Below are 18,630 nucleotides of genomic sequence, written 5' to 3' on the forward strand. Positions count from 1 at the left end.
TCGTTGACTTTGCGGCGTGGTGTGGTGATCGTTAATTGTTCACAAAGATGAAAAGCGTTGTTTCCAGCGCTCAAATAACAATCTCAGTTGACATGTCGCGCGTAAGATAGGGATGTTTGGTAATATCTTGTTGATTGAAGCGACATGAAGCGAGAATCATAAGTAATCTTAACCATTGATGTTAGCAAAATTGGGTGAAAAATGATGTTCAACTATGATCCGGGAACGCAAGCGGGTGAGATCGCCTCGAAGGGCTACGCTCATTTGAAAGGCGTCTTGACTGACGACTTTCGGAATTATCTCCAAACCTTTCTGGACGCTGCGATGACAGAAGCGTCGAATGAAAGCGATGACTGGAAGATCAAAGGCAAGAAAAGACAGTTTGTATTCGAGTTTCCTTCGGACGAAGCGGCGGAGGAATTTCGCAAGGGAATGGCCAAGCTTACCGGCATCGCAGAGAAAGACTTTACGATATCCGAGCGGCATCTGAAGGTCTATGACGATGCTGCAAATCCCTATCCGGCGCCGCACAAGGATCGTTCGGCCTCTCACTTTTCGATCGGTCTGCCGGTCCGGATGTCGGAGGGATCGACTGTTTGTGTCTTCCCGAGCCTTAAGGCTGGGCCAAACACCGAACCGAAAGCGGTGTTTCTCGAAGAAGGCGACCCCGAGAAGATCCGAGCGCTTTATGACGGCCCGGAGGCCCGGATGCTGAACGAAAGTTTGGGCGATGTTGTCGCTTTTCTTGGTTCCAGCCTTTACCATGAAAGAGTTAAGGCTGCTGGCACGGCGGTGCTGTACATCAAGGTTAACGACGATGGCTCTGATCCCTTGGGGGAAAACATATACGCGAGTTTGGCAGTGGCCGATTAAGGTACCTGCATCCGCCTAGGTCGACTGGAAGGTTTTGCTTAACCCGCGTGTTCTGCGGGTTAAGCCGTTTCTCGGGCAATTACTGGTCGGCTCGGATATGGTTGGTCGTGGCTTGTGCAGTCACGGCATCACGTCGGTCTTTAACAGGACCGGTCGAGAGCAACAGAGCGGCGACCACATTCGGCGTCCTCGTTGCATGAGAATACAGCACCTCTTTCGCGCGTCTTGAGCATGGTTTTGACACGCATGTGGCTGACACGGATGATCGCTTTGTGTCGCGCGGGCAGGGCTGAGTATGTTATTGTGATCCCGTTTATAGCTAACTCCATTGCGGGTAATCCTGCCCTTGTCAGGGACCTTTTTCAAATTGGTGAGTCCTATGCACATTCTGCGCCCATTGCTTCTCACTTCCATGATGCTTGCAGGACCCGAAGCCAGCGCGGAGCAAGGTCTACCGACGTTCCGGCTCGGGGTACAAACTCATTTCGAGCAAGGTTGGCCGACACACCTTATTGATCGCGCAGCAGACCTCGGCGCGGTCTCGGTGCGCGACGAAATCAACTGGCGCAAGACCGAGACGACGAAGGGCATTTACGATTTTTCGGTCGCCGACCAGTACATAGAGCCTTTGATCGAAGCCGGCATCAAGCCTTTCATCGTATTTACGGGCCGAAACCCTTTATACGATGGCGGGCAAACGCCCTATTCCGATGAAGGTATTGCAGGATTGGCAAACTTCATCAGTGCGATTTACACCCATTACGGTGCAGAAAACCTGACGGTCGAGATCGGAAACGAGGTGAATTCCGATGATTTCGTAACGGGTCCTTTCGCGGAAGATAAGCCAGGGAACCTTGCTGCGGTCGTTCGGGCCGTGGACGAAAAACTGGCACAGGATAATCCAGGCGCGGAGATTGTCTGCACGGGATTGAATACGATCGCGATGGAGTTCTACCGCGATTTTTTTCGGGCAGGGGGATTGCTGGCCTGCGACGGCATTTCGTTCCATCCCTATCGCGATTTCCCTGAAACGCTGCGCGTCGAAATTGATCGACTGAAGGACCTGATGCAGCTTTTCGGGGGGGAAAAACCGCTTTACGCGACGGAATTCGGTATCTGGCTGGACGATCCGGAAGACGCGCCGGACTACATGAGCAAGATGGTGATCGAACTTGCATCCGCCGGCGTGCGTGAAGCGCACTGGTATGCGCTGACCGACGAACCTTGGTGGCCGAATATGGGATTGCTGGAAGAGGACGGTTCAACAGAAAAGCCTGCGGCGGACGCGTTTCGCTTTCTCCAGGAGACCCTGTTGCCGTTGGGGCGGCCGGTCTTGCGCAGTGATCTGCCGTCCGTCCGGGTTTTCGAATTCGGTTCAGACAGCAAAGCCTACGCAGTCTGGGGCGTGGGCGGTCGGTTGAAGGTGGACGGAGCGGCCGAGTTCTTTGACACGCGGGGTCGGCCTATCGACCGGGTAGAAGTGTTGACCGAAACTCCGATTTACGTGATCGGAGACAACATAGAGGTAACGGTAGCCTCCGCAGGGGTGGTGGCCGACAGTCTGTATCAGTTCAATCAATCGCCTTGGAGTTACCTGGTCCTTCGGGCCGGCAAGAGCCTGAGGCCTCTGGAAATCATTGACTGGGAGTGGACCAGCTATCGTGGTTCGCCTGACCTGGCTCCACTGGCCGTGCGGGACACCAGCATCACGATGGCGCGGTTTCACGGCAAGCCTTACCACGTTATAGAGCGATTCACCGCAAATGAGCCCGGCATGTATGCCGTCGAAGGGTGGTGGAAGACGACAGACGATTCCGAACCGTCCCGCCTGATCATCCGACACAACCGGAACATCGTTGCGGAGGCGCCAAAGCTGTCTTCGGATCCGTATGATCTCGATCATTTCGAACTTATCCTGGAAGCAGGTGACGTCATCGATTTCGAGCTGGTTCCAACGGGGCCTTCGGGGGATAGCTCGGTGCGGCGACGTATCCAGGTGCTTCGGCTGTCAGCAGAAGAATGACGCAGCGTGTGGTCCCGTTTCAAGGCGACTCCTCAGTCGATCGCCGGGCTTTTCTGCAATCTGGCAGCCAAGGAGGTTGGCTCGGAAAGCTTAATTTCTTCCCGTACGTGGTGATTCGTTTTCGGTTGAGCAGGCCCGAATGCCCGCTCGCTCTTCTTGTTGTGTCACTAAGGGACCACGTCGGCGGATGACTCGCTTACACAAGTCAAAAAGAAGCTTGTTTCTCAACAGGAAACAGAGGGCTAATGTCGGAAGAATTGTTTCGTTAATGTGAACAAATATTTTTATTCAAGGGCTTAGAGGGCAAACGCTAAGATTATCAAAACCCAAGTCATGGCACATCCGGCAACGACCGAAATTCTGAGCGTGCGTTTGCCAAACGGAACACACTGTCGACTGGACCGGTACGTAGCCTGTTGCTTCGAAGGCCAGTTTTCAAGCTTGGTGTGATCTTGTATGTCCATGCCGCGTTGTAACTCTCATGTGCAACAAAATAACTATTTTTTACGTTACCCGCGATTTACCGCAAGATTTGGCCGATGGCGCATGTCACGCGCGTGATGTCCGACCGCTTATTTTCTGGTCACTTCCAGCACCAGGATAGTCCAAACGGTGTATGCGTCTCATCGCGTAGACGCTTGCCGAGTGTAGGGCAAACAATTTTAGGTTGCAATGGTGTTTAGACCTTCGTGCTTGTGCTGCGGTCCTTTCTGAATTGGCTGGTCAGCATTCGCCGGATAGTGCCGTCAAGAACAAGGATCACGGGTGTGTAGAGGGCGACCATCGCAGAACCCAGGATCAAAACCCGCAGCAGGGCGGGAAGCTCTTGTGCAATCTCCATCCGCACCGCGAACAAGTGGCCGGCAACCGCCAGACCCAAAGCCGGCAGGATTCGCCAGCATCCTTTCAGAATCCGGGTCCAGTGGATGTTCGCAAAACGTTTCAGAATATACGCGTTGATGGCGAAAACGATTAGTGCAGCGGCAAGTTCGGACAGCGCGATCGCCACGATGCCGTAGCTTGCCGCGATCAGGATGCAGGACACGGTGATCATCGAGAATAGCAGGATTATACGGGGGAGGAGGTCGGCTCTTCCGGCCAGTGAAAGGACCGGGATCGACGCGTGGTTGGGAAGTCGGACGAGGCCGGCCAAAGCCAATATCTGAACCACGGGTCCCGCGGCGGCCCATTCGTCGCCCACCAGTCCGACGATCAGATCCTGTCCGAGGATTGCTATGACCACAAACACCGGCGTGGCACAGTAAAGCTGAACGCGGAAGAAGGTCTGCGACAATTCATCGAACTTCCCGATCCGGTTGCCTTCTTCGCTCTCGCGAGCCTTTCGGAAAAGCGACCACGAGAGGACTCGGACAGGCTCGCTGAATATCTCTTCAAAGCCGCTGATAACGCGCTGTGCAGCTCGGAACAGGCCGACGGCCGTCGGCCCCACAAAGCCGCCGATGATGAATGTCGAGGCGTGGAGGCGCAGATTAAAAAGGACCTTGGTCAGGATGATGTGCCTGGAAAAGCCCACCATGTCCTTGATCAGGGATACGTCTTTCGGAAGCTGCGGGCGTATCCCTGCACTTATGCCTGCCGATAGCGCCCACGTGACACCGTGGGCAACACGTCCAAAAGCGAGGGCCAGGATGCCATACCCTGCCAAGAGTCCCCAGATCGACACGACCAGGCTTGTGACCTCGCCCAGGACGGCGCAGACCGCGGCCGACTCCAGCCTGTCTTGCCAGTTCAGCACTCCGGCATAGGCGGCTGCCGTGGCGGAAAACACAACGCGGATCGACATGAACGCGGCAAGCAGGACCAAGTCGGGGGTATCGAAGAGCGGCCCCGCCAGTATCGCAATCGCTACACCCAATACCGACGCAGCGCATCCGCTGACGACGGCTATGGAGACCGCGCTTCCCATTTTTTCTTCGGCGGTTTCGCTCTGCATGATGTATTCAGCCCAGCCCGCCATGGACAGTTGCTCAAGTATCACCACGCAGGCCGCGACAAGCGCAAATACCCCGAATGCCGCCGGATCAACCCATCGCGCGACAACGATAAATACAACGAGCTGAATTGCCTGGATGATGACGCGCGACACTAGCGTCCAGGATCCGCCTCTTAATGCCGAAGCTGATTTGGCGCTAGTCCGGTGGGACTTGCTCATGAGAAAGTGTCTTTCATTATCACCTGAAGCTGAATTATTGTTTTATCTTAATAGCGTGCGGTCGTTAACACTGTTAGTATAAAGAGGCTGTCAGGTAGCGACAGTGCAGCTTGCAGAAGACAAATTTGGCAGATGCAAGCCGCTGGCATATGAAGATTTAATTGCTATCATGTTTTTTTTCGCTGTGGATTTAATGATTCGAAATGTTCTTTGACGCCGGTCACTCCGTTTTTTCCAGATCTTGGGGATCCCGTGTGCATTGCCTTGCGTGGCTTTTTTCACTTGTAATGCTTGTTCTGACCACAATGGTATCGGCAGCAACACCCGAAGACTACCTGATAAATGTGGGCGACGAACTTGAGCTGGACATTCTTGATGATGCCGCCCCGCCGGAGCGCTTCATCGTAGGCCGGAACGGGGCCGTGCAACTTCCCTTCATCGGCAGTTTTGTCGTCTCATCGAAAACCGTCGGGGACGCACGGTTGCAGATCAGGAAAGAGTACATCAAGCATCAGATCTTCGTGGATCCCTCGATCGAGTTGTCCATCGCAGCGTTTCGGCCGATTTCCGTGCTGGGCGATGTGCGTGAACCTGGCAACTACGAGTACCAGCCATTCATGACCGCGGAACAGGCGGTTGGCCTGGCCGGCGGGCCGACGATCGCCGCCAACAACGAGGAGGCGCGGGTGCTTGAACGCCGTAACCTCAAAGGGGCGCTGAACAATCACGAATTCGACCTGGCGCTGGCGGCGGCGCAATACGCACGTGTACAGGCGCAATTGCAGGGGCAGGACAGCGCCACGTGGTCGAACCTGCCGGAAGACGCCAGGGCCGACATCAACCGCGAATTGTTCGACGAGCACAAGATCAAGGAAGACCAGATCATCGCCCTGTCCGCCGAGGACGTCTCGAAAAGGCGGAAACTGCTTACGGATGCGGCGGAGGAGGCTCGCAATCGTATTGAATTGCTGGAACAGCGCGAAGGCATTCAACTGCAGATACTGAAGGTCACGGAAGAGGAATTGGCCCGGGTCACGGACATGGCCGAACGCGGACTGGTAAAGACTTCGAGCGTCAACACAAGCGAACTGGGATTTGCGCAGGCGCAAAGCGATTTGCTGAGGCTGAAGGAGCAGAAGTCGGATGCCCGCGGACAGCTTGCGGATATCCAATCCGAACTGTCGCAATTCGACTCCGATTGGAAAAAGCAGCTGTTGAACGAGTCGCAGATGTTCTGGAGCGATATCAAGAAGCTGAAGGCAAGCAGGGCGTCTATCGAAGACCGGATTCGTCTGTTGGACCAATGGATGAACGCGGCATCGGGGCTGGATACCGAATACCTGCTGGAGTACCAGGTGCGCCGCCGCGAGAATGGCCAGTTCGTGAACGAGGTCCTGCAGCCTTATGACGAATTGTTGCCGGGCGACCTGCTCGTGGTCGTCGTCAAGTCACCAGACACGCTCGAGACCGAGGGATGAAAGCGACACCCCATACGCGCGGCTGGCGGAATTCTGCGTTCGAGGCAGGGACGAGCAGGCTTCAGCAGCCCTTTCAGTCGATCGATTTGATGGGAATGTACTCGGTTCTTGAGCGGAACCTGCGGCTGATCCTGGCGATCACCGTCACGTTCATTATCCTCGGCTACGTTTACCTGCAATCGCTACCACCTGAATACTCCGCGCATGCGTCGGTCATCCTCGACACCCGAGAGGAGCAGATAACCCCTGCGCAGGAGGTCATTTCGAACCTGAACGTGACGAGTGCGGTGCTGGCGGGTGAAATCATAACGATACGCTCGAACGTCCTGATCGGCCGGGTCGTTGACAGGTTGGACCTGACGAACAACCCCGAATTCGATCCCCGCGTGCCGCGATGGCCGGGTCTCTGGCCGTTCTTCAAGCGTTTCCTCACGGGACGCGAGCCCAGTCACGAGGTTGCCAAGAGGCTTCCTGACAGCGTCCTTCGGTCATGGGTCGTGGATGCGCTGCGCCAACGGATCGCCGTCGAGCAAGTCGGCGTGTCCTACGTGATCGCGATCAGGGTGGACAGCGAGAACCCGGAGCTTGCGGCCGAAATCGCGAACGCAGTCACGGAAGAGTATATCGATAGCCTGCTCGATACCAAGGCCGTGGCCACACAACGCGTCAACGCCTGGCTTGCCGAAAGATTGAACGAATTGAGCGTTCAGGTGGAGGAAGCCGACGACGCGGTCGTGGATTTCAAGGCCAAAATGATAGACGACGCCGGCGGCAGCGAAGAGACCATCAATCAACTGCTTGCAGAGCTGAACACCAGGTTGGTCGCGAGCACCACAGATCGGGCAGACTCGGAAATTCGGCTGCAACAGGTCGAAAGTTTGCTGGCGGACGGTGGCTTGGACGCTGTGGGAGACGTCCTGACCTCACCGTTACTTGAAACTCTTCAGCAGGAACTGGCCGTGATCACGGCCAACAGGGCGCAATTGGAGAGCTCCCTTGGCCCGCGGCATCCGGACATGGTCCGGATCTCGGCGCAGATATCGGACATCAATAACAGCATCGATGGCGAGCTGAGTCGTCGGGTGGAAGAACTGCGTAGCAATGTGCGTGTTACCGGAAACCGGGAAATCGCACTGAGAGATCAAATCCTGGTCGTGTCGGAGCAGGCCGATAAGCTGTCGAAGGACTCGGTCCGGCTTGGACAACTGGAGAGGACCGCGGAAGCAACGAGGCTTGTTTACGAGAACTTCCTCACGCGCTTCAAGGAAACCAGGGCTCAGGCCGATTTTCAGACACCAGAGGCCCGCGTGATTGCTACGGCGGTTACGCCCGTCGTCCCGTCCGGGCCGAAGAAAACGCTCTTTCTGCTTTCCACGATGATTATGGGGCTGGCCGCTGCGATAGGGTTCGTGTTCCTTCGCAACCTGGTTCGCTCGCCCGTTTCGAACCCCTCGGAACTCAGGGAACTGACGAACTTGCCGAACCTGGCGGTTCTGCCCTTTGTCGGCAGTGCGTTCAAAGACAAAAACGCGTGGCTCAAAACTGAGCTCGCGGCAGAGCAGGGCTCACCGTACCTCGAGCGGGTCAAGGCAATTCGCACGGAACTCTTCAATGTCGGTCAAGGACAGCAACCCAAGGTCATCATGATCACGTCGTCGGTACCGGACGAAGGCAAGACATCGCTGAGCTGCACCTTGGCGAAAGTTCTCATCCAGCCGAAGAAATCCGTTCTCATCATCGATGCTGACCTGCGCCGTCCGGATATTCGGCAAGCTCTGGACATGCCGAAACACGGCGGGTGTCTGGTTGATTTCCTTGAAGGCAAGATCAAGCAGCAAAACCTGATCCAGAGGTCTGAGTCGCTTGGACTGGATGTCATTGCCCCGTGCCGAAGCGCGGACAATGCCTCCGATCTGCTGGCCTCTCCGGTCTTGTTGGGACTGATTACGCGCGTGTCGCAAAAGTACGACATGATCGTCATCAACGCGACGCCGGTACTCCATCTTTCCGATACGCTGCTTCTGGCCGGAATGTCCGATGCCACTCTGTTGGCGGTGAAGTGCGACAGCACGTCTTCCAAGGTCGTCACCGAGTCGCTGCATCGCCTGCAGAAGGCGAAGGATGCGAATGTGGTCGGAACGGTTTTGACGATGGTGCGTCGTTCCCATTCAAAATCTACGGAACTCGACATGTTCAATTACGAGTACTAAGGCGCACTAAGGGTGAAGGTTGCGATCGTCCATTACTGGCTGGTTGGCATGCGCGGAGGGGAGCGGGTTCTCGAGGAACTTGTCCGGCTTTATCCGCAAGCCGACCTGTTCACGCATGTGGCGGACCGCGAGAAGTTGTCAGATCTCTTGGCGAACCAGAGAATTGTGGAAACCTTCGTCTCGCGACTGCCGGGGGCCAAGCGCCACTACCAGAAGTATCTCGGCTTCATGCCGCGGGCCCTGGAAGAACTGGACCTGTCGGGGTACGACTTGGTCATTTCGTCGGAAAGTGGACCCGCCAAGGGCGTGATCGTCCCCCCGGGAACACCGCATATCTGTTACATTCACTCGCCGATGCGGTACATCTGGGATCATTACCAGCTGCACAAGTGGCAGCTGGGGCGCCTGGGCCGCATGTACTATTCCCGGCTTTGCCATAGGCTGCGCATCTGGGACGTGACGACAGCGGCGCGGGTCGATCAATTCGTTGCCAATTCGACGTTCGTCGGTGCGCGGGTCAAGCGCTACTATCGCCGAGACGCCAGCGTGGTGCACCCGCCTGTCGACCTTGAACAATACGGACTTCCCGACGCGGGCGTGGAGCGTGGGACCTACCTGTTCGTTTCGCAACTGGTGCCCTACAAGCGTGCGGAGCTTGTGATCGAGGCGTTCCGGGGGCTGGACCGACAGCTGATTGTTGTCGGCGACGGAAGCCAACGCGCGCAGCTTGAACAGAACCTGCCCGCGAACGTGACGTTGCTCGGAAGCGTGCCGGCCTCGGAACTGCGCAAGCTCTATCAGACGTCCCGTGCACTCGTTTTCCCGGCGGAAGAGGATTTCGGCATAGTTCCAGTGGAGGCCATGGCCTGCGGAACGCCGGTTCTGGCCTACGGACGCGGCGGAGCGCTGGATAGCGTCGTGGAGGACCAAACGGGCCTGTTCTTTTATTCTCAAACCCCCGATGCCATTCGCGAAGTGGTCCAAAGGTTCGAGGACCAAGCCGCGCTGTTTGATGCTTCGGCGATCCGTGCGCATGCTGAAACTTTCGCGGCAGACCGTTTCCGGCGCGAATTTTCTGAAATTGTTGATCGGGTGCTTGCAGACAGGGCAATGTGATCTGGCAGTTCTGTTCGGCCCACGGCAGGCTTCACCCACGTCAGCGACGCCGTCCGCGACCAACACCTAGTGACTTATCCGGAACACCGACATGTCTTTCGCCCCATTCGCCGCCATATTCATAATCGCTTGGTTGTGGGTGGCTCTGCGCAAGCTGGAGAATGGGATCACCTTTGTGATCGCAGTCCTGCCTTTTGGCATGTTTGCGGCGATCAGCGTCGCCGGTTTGTCTCTTCTCCTGGCACATTTTCTCGCGATGCTGACCATGGTTGCATTGGTCGTGCGTTGGATCACGACGCGGACCTCGGGGACATCGGTGTTGTTACCCATAGATGGTAGATATCTAGTATTTTTTGCCGCTTACGCGCTGTTTTCGGCGCTTGTTCTCGTCCGACTGTTCGCGGGAGATTTTCTCGTATTCCCTATGAACCTCAATGCGGGAACAACTCAGGTCAGCATCTTCTTTCCATCATCGGTGTGGCTGCTGCGTCCGAGTAACGCCAATATTTCCCAAGCCTTCTACATCCTGCTGTCCTGCGGTTTTTTCATCGCGGCGATCAGTGCTTCGAAACGCTTTGGCCGCCAGATCATCGAACTTGGGCTCGTCATCGCGGCGTCAATCAACATCTTTCTGGGCATCCTTGATTTCCTGGCTCTGGACAACTTGCTGGCGATAATCAGGACAGCTGACTATTCTCTTGCAAATCAGCAGCAAATGGCGGGAATTGCGCGTGTCATAGGTGGGTTCTCGGAGCCCGCGAGCTTTGCTACGACATCAGCGGCCCTGACGGCTTATTTCGCCATGTCCGCTCTGATTGGTCGAAAGACGCGTGATGTCGTCCTGGCTGTAGGCAATCTGATATGTACGGTGTTCGCCTTTTCGTCGACCGGTACAGTGGCGCTGGTTTGTGCCTTTGTGCTGATCCTTCTGCATGGGCGCGGGTTTCTTACAAATACGTTGTCCCGAACCTTTGCGCATATGCTGGTCATCCTGGCAGCTACCGTTGTCTTTGCAGTGTGCATGATCCTGCTTTTGACACCTGCGCCGGACCTGATTGCCGACATGGTCGAACACCAGATTCTTGAAAAGCGCAATTCAATGTCGGGTATCGAGCGCCGTGCCTGGGCCTATTCCGCCTTCGCCGCCTTCTGGGAAACGTGGGGGCTGGGGGCGGGGGTAGGTTCGCTGAGGGGGAGCGGGCTGTTGTCCGTTCTTATGGGAAGTGTTGGACTGCCGGGGCTGATCGCCTTTGGAGGCTTTCTGTATTATGCCCTTATCAGGCCGATCGGGCATCACGATGCCGACATCCAGCGCACGTTCTATGCGAGCCGGATCGGCAGCCTGACGTTGCTCTGCTCGATGCTCCTGTCGGCAACTTCGGCCGATCCGACGCTGTTGCTCATGTCCTTGGCTGCGCTCGCGACCGTCTCTCGAGACGAGGCGGTTCAAACGTTCAATTCCGCAAGTCGCGAAGACACGACGCTCGAGGCGGGCGCCGCGCTTTAGTGCGCGGATCTGCACAACCAGCGCAAATGTGCAGGATTGGTTTAAATCAACGGAAAATCGAAGGCCCTAAAGTGGTTACATTTTGGACAAATTCGACGATCTTTTTGGAAAAAACTCTTTTGAAATCGGCCTGTTACGCCTTTTTCTTGCCTCAATTCGTTAATTTTCTGTAAAGATTTGAGTCAAAAAGGGCAGTTTGTTCTATGCTTGTCTTTGAACTCACAAACCATTGGTTCCGATTCGTTTTGTCATTTGTGCGGTACCCGTCATGCAAATCTTAAATATTTCAGTGAATAAGTTATGAGCTCTAGAGATCAACTTCATGGGGAAACAGATCTAAGGGCATTCCATCCAGGATATGTCAGTTCCCAGTTTCCAACCCCGCGTAAGCACAGGAGTGCCCGTATCTTAGGGTCGCTCTTCGATAAATCCTTTGCATTTTTGGCGCTTCTACTCTTTGCGCCGTTTATCTTATCAATTTCGCTGGTCATCCTTCTGAAAGAGGGCAGACCGATCTTCTTCGCGCACAAGCGCGTGGGTCAGAACGGCGAACCATTCAAATGCATCAAGTTCAGAACCATGGTTGTGGACGCTGATGAGCAATTGAAGAAACTGCTCGATAGCGATCCTGACGCACGTGCCCAATGGGCTGCCAATCAGAAGCTGGACGATGACCCACGTGTGAGCTGCATCGGAGAATTCTTCCGCATAACCAGCTTGGATGAATTGCCTCAGTTCTGGAACGTTCTGCGCGGGGAAATGGCCATCGTCGGTCCGCGCCCGATCGTCAAGGACGAGTTGGAACACTACGGTCGCCATGCCAACGTCTATCTTTCGGTCCGCCCGGGCATAACTGGGCTTTGGCAAGTAAGTGGTCGCAGCAATACCACCTACGAGGAACGGGTCGCGTTGGATGTTGAATACGTTCGCAACCGCACGTTCTGGGGGGACGTCCGGATCATACTGAAGACCGTGAAGGTCATGCTTACGGTGGATGGCGCGAAATAGACGTTCACAAAGCTTGGAAAGCTATGCCGCAACAGCCCCGATAACTGCGATCCAGAAAGTTGCACAACCAAGTAACACGGCGGTTCTGTGTGTGCTGGCTGGAATTGATTTCACAATACCCATACAAAGGGTAGGCTTCGCAAGTACAGCGGATTTCATTTTTGACTGCTCGTTTGTTTTTGTTTTGTATCAAATGTTGAAGGGTCGCTTGAAGCAAGTCAATAAATGCTTCGGATCGTTGATGTTTTTGTAATTAGGTGTGATGAGAAAGCTTCTTCAGATATGCGTATTATAGTGGCAATCCCGTCGACGAACCGGTGTTCGATCCTGATGTCGACGGTTAAAGATCTGGAACGTCAAACCCGTAAACCCGATTTGACCCTGCTTGTCGTCGCCGACGAAAGCGATGTCGATACAGGCTCGGTTTCGGAAGTCTCGTTTCCGGTCTCCGTAATTCAGACGGAGAGGGGGCTCACGATCCAGCGGAATGCGGCTCTGGGCATCTTGCGCGAAGACGATATCATGCTTTTTCTGGATGATGACTTCCTTCTTGCGCCTGACTATCTCGCCAACCTGGAACGGCTGTTCCAAAAGCATCCTGACGTGGCCATGTGCACCGGTCACGTTTTGGCGGACGGAATTCATGGGCCGGGGCTGAGCCACGACTTTGGCCGTAGGCTTATATCGGAACCTGTTGCGTCTGAAGATTTTGCGCTGGCTGGTGTATATAACTGCTACGGTTGCAACATGGCGCTCAAGGCCAATCCAGTCATGCAGAACAAGCTGCGGTTCGATCAACGGCTTAAAGCCTATTGCTGGCTCGAGGATGTCGACTTTTCCCGCCAGGTGGCGCGCTATGGAAAAATCGTTTCGTCCCCTTTGCTGAGGGGGGTTCATCTCGGCACGAAGACTGGTCGAGGCAGCGGCCTGAGGTTCGGCTATTCTCAGATCGCAAACCCTATATATCTCGCCAAGAAAGGGACCATGTCCAAGCCTCGCGCCTTGAACATCATGTCCCGAAACCTGGTGAGCAATGTCGTGAAATCTTTGAAACCGGAGCCAGAGGTTGATCGCAGGGGGCGGCTCGTAGGTAATTTTTGCGCCTTCAGGGACTTGGCCCGCGGGCGCCTGGCTCCTGAACAGATCCTTTCTTTCGAGTGATTTCGTTGCAACTCGACCGCGTTGTCATCCTGAGCGATTTCTCCACTGTCCAGGGAGGGGCGTCAAAACTGGCGCTGCTGCACGCCCGGTCTTTGGCAGACCGAGCGGTGCCCGTGACCTTCTTTTCGGGAGATTCCAATGACCTGTCCGTGACGGGCGTGCACGCGGTTTCGGCAGGTGGCAACAGGTTGCTGGAGCAGGGCAAGGTCAAAGCTGCTCTTGGCGGACTCTGGAACGCCAATACACTTCGGCTGCTGAGAAACTGGGTAGATGCAAACGACAGCCCAGGTACGATCTACCATGTCCACGGCTATCATCAAACGCTCTCACCATCGGTGCTTGCCGCCCTTGAAGGCGTCGCATCGCGAACGGTCATGCATGCACATGATTATTTCCTGGCCTGTCCGAACGGGGCGTTCTTCGATTTCAGATCGGGAGAAACCTGTGATCGGCGGGCAATGTCTTCGAGATGTGTGCTGAGGAATTGCGACAAGCGCAGCTATGCGCAGAAGCTTTGGCGTGTCGCACGCCAGTCGCTGCAGAACCGCGCTCGGGCGCGGCTGTCGCCCGAAGTCACCACGATCCTGATCCACGAAGGAATGGAGACTCGCCTGTTTCCGGATGGGGCGGCAGGACACGTTCGTACAATTCCCAATCCGGTCGATCCGCTCTTGGAAACACCGGTCGCAGCGGAACGAAACCGGGGCATTCTCTACATAGGAGACATCCATGCCTACAAGGGCGTGTTCCTGTTGGCGGAGGCAGGCCGGCAAGCTGGTGTGTCTGTTACCTTCGTCGGCGAAGGAAGGGATAGGGAAAGGCTTCTCGATGAATATCCCGAGCATGTTTACAGCGGTTGGCAGGATCGGGCAGGGCTGCAAGACGCAATGAAGAACGCACGGTTGCTGATCGCTCCCACTCTTGGCCCCGAGCCATTCGGCCTGGCACCGGTCGAGGCGCTTTTGTCCGGAGTTCCCGTAATCATCTCGGACAGTATGCTGCTTGGACAGGATATAGACAGGCTTGGCATGGGACGAACTTTCAAGGCTGGCAACCATGAGGCGCTGGCGGCAATCTTGCGGGAGTTGAGTGGTGATGATCGCACAGTGGCTGACATGTCCCAGGCAGCGAAGACCAACGGCCGGCAGCTGTCGTTGAGTGCGAAAGAGTGGTGCGATGCGCTGTGCGACCTCTACGGGGACCTGCTCGAAGATACCGTGGAAGGCCAGACAAGAGCGCGCCTGACGCCAATTGAGAGGGCAAATGGCGGGCGAACCTAGCCGGGAACGACTGGTTTCCGAGAAATCGCATATTTGGCCCGAAATCGCTTCTGTTTTCGACAGGCTTGGGTTTGACTGGCGATGGTATGCGATTTTTACGACAGATTGATTCAACAGTTTTCTACAGGTGATACTCCAATGTTTCTCCAGCACGTCGCGGTGGTGATTTCTGTCCCGTTTGCCGTTGATGCAAACATCTCCGGGCGCGCGCTTGATCATGCGTGATACTTGCACGAAACCGTCGACGCCCCTGAGGTTGGCGCTGGCTTACACACCCGGGGAGACGCTGACCGATGCGCAAGCCATGCTGATTGACCGACTAAGCGCGTCGGGAGAGTTTCAGCTTGTCGGAAAGCTTGCAGGTCAACGGCTGACTGTAATGCAACGCCCGCCTTTCCTTGTTCGTTGGGTGCTGGCGGCGGAGCGATATCTCATGAGCCGCCGTATTGCCAAATACGACACAGCGGCGGCGACCGCTCGGCTGGCAGAGCTGTCCGAGATCCGTGACGAGGCCGCACGGCCTGTCTTTGACGTCGCTCTTGTGTTGGGCGCAAGTACGCTTGCGCAAAAGCACTTGCAATTGGCGCGCGTCGGTGAGGTTTCCGTCACCTACGAGGGGTCCTCGACACCCGATTGGATCGGGACCTGTCGCACCGTATTCACAGCGCCCAACATCAAGGTGGACATCGTACTCCGAAAGCTTGGGGAAACGATTGGGCGAACCCTGCGGCGTGCGGCTTACAATCCAAAGCCGGGGGCCGTCCTGACCGGGGCGTTCGTAGCGGAGAAGACCGTCCTTTTGGTTTTACGGACATTGAAGGACCTGCAATCCAACCCGGACTTCGGCCACGACTTGGCGGAACCACTGCCACCACGCGCGCCCTCGGGCCATGCTGACCTTCTGCCCTATGTCGGCAGTTTCCTTTCGACGGCCTGCGAAAGGCTGGCGCGGCGCCTTCCTGGAAAGCTGTCGAGCCCAAATCTTACCTGGAGGGTCATGAGCGGCACGTCCGACCGGATGGATATCAACCTGCGTGACGCCTGGGATCTTCCGGCAAACGCATATTTCATGGCGGATCCCTTTCTGTTCGAACACGATGGCGAGACCTGGATCTTCTACGAGGCCATGGGCCAGAACGACAGCAATGGTTGGATCGAAGCGGCGCGGCTGGGCGAGGGATTTTTATCGCCTTCGGTGGTGGCGCTGAAACGTCCATACCACCTTTCCTATCCATACCTGTTTCGAGAAGGGAACGACATTTTCATGGTTCCTGAAACACAGCAGAAAATGCGGTTGGAAGTCTGGAAAGCCAAGACGTTTCCCACGGAATGGGAACTGCACGCGACAGCGTTCGAGGGCGAGTACCTTGCCGATAGCAGCCTGTTTCGGACGGAGGATGGACAGTGCTGGCTCTTGACCAATCTTTCAGACCATTATGCCTTCCAGGATCATTCCAGCGAACTTTACCTGTTTGCGGTGGACGGCCCTGATCTCGCGACCATCGTTCCGCATCCGCAAAATCCTGTGGTGATCGGCTCTGATGTTGCGCGTAACGCGGGGTCCGTGATCCGGAGGGAGGCGAGCATTTATCGGCCATCTCAGAACAACAGCTTCGGTGTGTACGGGTACGGGCTGAACATCATGGAGATCACGCGCCTCGATCACAAGGCATACGAAGAAAGGCTGGTGCACAGGTTCACGCCGGAGGACAAGCCGGGCAGCATTGGTCTGCATCACCTCAACATGCTGCGGGACCGATATGTGATCGATTGGTGCACGACGTCGCCGGATAGATAGACGTTTCATGCGTCGAAGCGGGCTGACCGCCTTACCACGTTAACTCGACCGCATCTTCTTGCGACCGAGCAGCCGGAGAGTCGTGTTACGCCCCACACGAAGAAGGGGATACAAAAGCCCGGCGCGGGTCTTTGAACGAAACACCCACGCGTTGAACCGATTGAATGCGCCTTCCGGCGAACTCAGCAGAGACAAAGCGTGAATGCAGTCCTGCCCGTGATACAGCTTGCCTGACATCTTCAGCACCATGCCTTCGTCAAGGTCCAGATCGCGGGCTTTGACTTCGTCGACTTCGGGTCCGCCGTCCCGTGCGTTGATAAGGCGCAAGGGTCCGACGGCGTCACGGATGCGAACAAGCTCTACATAGCGGCTGCAAAACGGACACTCACCGTCATAAAGCAACCAGTTATCCGCTTTGCCCGGCGGTGTGCTGGTTCCGGAATTCGCGTCTAGTGCAGACAATAGGATAAATCTCCTTTAAACACCGGCCGGAAATACAGAGCTTTTTGCATCCATATGGACGGAGCGATATCGAGGTCGGAATCGGCTTCGTTGCTTTCGCCGCGTTTGAACGTCTTCTGCTTACCGTCACGAATATAGGTAATCTCCAGATCCCGATCTTCCAGACCCGCGACGCTGCGGCGAAGTTCGAAGTAATTCACGTAAACGTCGAAGTCTTGTCCGCCAAAACCATACCGGGCCGGATGTGTCTTCAGCTCTTCGATAGTTGCGTTGTTCGAGGCAACGATTTCCACGAGGTCGTCCTGAATGTCGAACAACGGAAACCTTGGCATAAACATGTGATTGTTCACCCCGCCCTCGGTTCGCATGTTGCTGTACATGGCGACGTTGGTCTGGGTCTTGAGGCCAACATAGGGTGACAAGGAATTCAACACGACCAGTACGAAGAAGACCCACAGCAAGCCCGGTTTCGAGGTCCACATAGGGGAAACGCCGGTCCCGGCGAACAAGCCGTTTTTGATATGTTCACGCACGGTCGCACAAAGCAGGGCCGTCGCGACGCCGAGCGTCCAGATAAGCCAGGCCCAACTGGGTTTGATGACCCAGACACTGGCCAGGAACAATCCGCTCACGATCGCAAATCCCAAAGTGGACGACACCGCCGGCACGAATTTATTGCGCAACCTGTCTGCCCAATCCGTCACCTTGCCGAGCACATCCACAAGGGCCGGCGCAGCGACCAGAACGTAAAGGGCGATCATGAAGGACGAAAACGGCCAGTGACCCATCAAGCCAAGCAGGACGTGGAATGGGACGCCGAAGTAGAATGCAAGAAGCCGCGTCTTGCGGATGGCCAGCATCAGCGGAAGAAGAGCTTCGGCGACTATGAAGAACCAGAAGTAAAATTCGACACTCGCTATCGAAAGGAGGGGCGACAGCAACGGGCGCCTGTCATGCGCCTCCTCGATCATTCCCGCGAGACAGCTTATATCGAGGTTGAAGAAGTCGGTGTTCAACTTTGAAACGATGATGGAGAAGTACATGAATGCGAAAGCGGCGCCACACACCGGGGCGAATTTGTCGAACCAGGCGTCAGCCAAGTCACGATCGAACGGAATTTGCCGACGCTTGAAATGCACGACCATCCAGATCAGGGCCGCCAGCATGCTTGCCGACATAAACGTGTCGATGAAAATGTGGTTCACGACAAACGGCCACTGCGAAACGAAATAGACGATACTCGCGAAGATCATGGCGCCGAAGAGCCAGACCCGGCCGGGAAACATGAAAACAAGTATCGCGAGCGCGGCGAAAATGTAGCCCAGGATCACGCCTTGCTCGAACCAAACACTATGGAAAAACACCAGTTGAACCAGGCTTTGTGCGGCCCAGGCATGTGAGAAAACGGTTAAGCTTTTCAGTTCGGAATAGGACTTGCGGTAATTCATATCTGTGACTTTGCAGAAATAAAGCAAATTGATGTTCACGAAGATTGCAAAGAGTCGCCATCCTCTCAAGGCTTTTTAAGCGCAATCCGGAAA

General features: G+C 55.6%; 13 protein-coding genes. 10 read left to right on the top strand and 3 right to left on the bottom strand.

Annotated features, from left to right (window positions below; all coding sequences use genetic code 11):
• The first annotated feature begins 204 nt into the window (after positions 1-204).
• Both PVV74_RS00145 and PVV74_RS00150 read left to right on the top strand, forming a co-directional pair.
• Positions 205-873 carry a hypothetical protein gene (locus tag PVV74_RS00145; protein WP_274591821.1) on the top strand — a complete coding sequence of 223 codons (669 nt, stop codon included), beginning with the start codon at positions 205-207 and terminating at the stop codon, positions 871-873.
• A 379-nt stretch (positions 874-1,252) separates the two neighbouring features.
• A complete protein-coding gene (locus tag PVV74_RS00150; RefSeq protein WP_274591822.1) occupies positions 1,253-2,896 on the top strand; it encodes a hypothetical protein in 1,644 nt (547 codons plus the stop codon).
• 679 nt (positions 2,897-3,575) lie between these two features.
• Here PVV74_RS00150 and PVV74_RS00155 read toward each other — a convergent pair.
• On the bottom strand, positions 3,576-5,069 hold the full coding sequence (locus PVV74_RS00155) for an oligosaccharide flippase family protein (RefSeq protein ID WP_274591823.1): 1,494 nt from the start codon (positions 5,067-5,069) through the stop codon (positions 3,576-3,578).
• A gap of 305 nt (positions 5,070-5,374) precedes the next feature.
• Here PVV74_RS00155 and PVV74_RS00160 point away from each other — a divergent pair, with 305 nt between their 5' ends.
• From PVV74_RS00160 to PVV74_RS00195, 8 genes are all read left to right on the top strand, one after another.
• Positions 5,375-6,547 carry a polysaccharide biosynthesis/export family protein gene (locus PVV74_RS00160; RefSeq protein WP_274591824.1) on the top strand — a complete coding sequence of 391 codons (1,173 nt, stop codon included), beginning with the start codon at positions 5,375-5,377 and terminating at the stop codon, positions 6,545-6,547.
• Positions 6,544-8,757, top strand: a complete 2,214-nt coding sequence (locus PVV74_RS00165) for a GumC family protein (protein ID WP_103761177.1) — start codon at positions 6,544-6,546, stop codon at positions 8,755-8,757. Before PVV74_RS00160 ends, PVV74_RS00165 begins: the two co-directional genes overlap by 4 nt.
• 12 nt (positions 8,758-8,769) lie before the next feature.
• Entirely contained in the window at positions 8,770-9,873 is a 1,104-nt protein-coding gene (locus tag PVV74_RS00170; protein WP_274591825.1) for a glycosyltransferase, read from the top strand.
• Between the two features lie 91 nt (positions 9,874-9,964).
• Entirely contained in the window at positions 9,965-11,380 is a 1,416-nt protein-coding gene (locus tag PVV74_RS00175; RefSeq protein ID WP_274591826.1) for a hypothetical protein, read from the top strand.
• A gap of 300 nt (positions 11,381-11,680) precedes the next feature.
• The gene (locus PVV74_RS00180) at positions 11,681-12,388 is read left to right on the top strand and encodes a sugar transferase (protein WP_103761180.1); all 708 of its coding nucleotides are present in this window, start codon (positions 11,681-11,683) and stop codon (positions 12,386-12,388) included.
• A 282-nt stretch (positions 12,389-12,670) separates the two neighbouring features.
• Complete coding sequence (locus PVV74_RS00185) at positions 12,671-13,549, top strand: glycosyltransferase family 2 protein (RefSeq protein WP_274592343.1); 879 nt, start codon at positions 12,671-12,673, stop codon at positions 13,547-13,549.
• A 5-nt stretch (positions 13,550-13,554) separates the two neighbouring features.
• A complete protein-coding gene (locus PVV74_RS00190; protein ID WP_274591827.1) occupies positions 13,555-14,829 on the top strand; it encodes a glycosyltransferase family 4 protein in 1,275 nt (424 codons plus the stop codon).
• Positions 14,830-15,046: 217 nt separating this feature from the next.
• Positions 15,047-16,627: a glucosamine inositolphosphorylceramide transferase family protein gene (locus PVV74_RS00195; RefSeq protein WP_443217211.1), complete on the top strand. Its 1,581-nt coding sequence runs from the start codon at positions 15,047-15,049 to the stop codon at positions 16,625-16,627.
• 39 nt (positions 16,628-16,666) lie between these two features.
• On the opposite strand, the gene PVV74_RS00200 is transcribed toward PVV74_RS00195, so the two are convergent.
• Together PVV74_RS00200 and PVV74_RS00205 are read right to left on the bottom strand one after the other, a co-directional pair.
• On the bottom strand, positions 16,667-17,089 hold the full coding sequence (locus PVV74_RS00200) for a DCC1-like thiol-disulfide oxidoreductase family protein (RefSeq protein ID WP_274591829.1): 423 nt from the start codon (positions 17,087-17,089) through the stop codon (positions 16,667-16,669).
• The gene (locus PVV74_RS00205) at positions 17,077-18,537 is read right to left on the bottom strand and encodes a hypothetical protein (RefSeq protein WP_274591830.1); all 1,461 of its coding nucleotides are present in this window, start codon (positions 18,535-18,537) and stop codon (positions 17,077-17,079) included. Before PVV74_RS00205 ends, PVV74_RS00200 begins: the two co-directional genes overlap by 13 nt.
• Positions 18,538-18,630: the final 93 nt, after the last annotated feature.

It is taken from the genome of Roseovarius sp. SK2, assembly GCF_028807495.1.
Classification (GTDB): Bacteria; Pseudomonadota; Alphaproteobacteria; order Rhodobacterales; family Rhodobacteraceae; genus Roseovarius; species Roseovarius confluentis.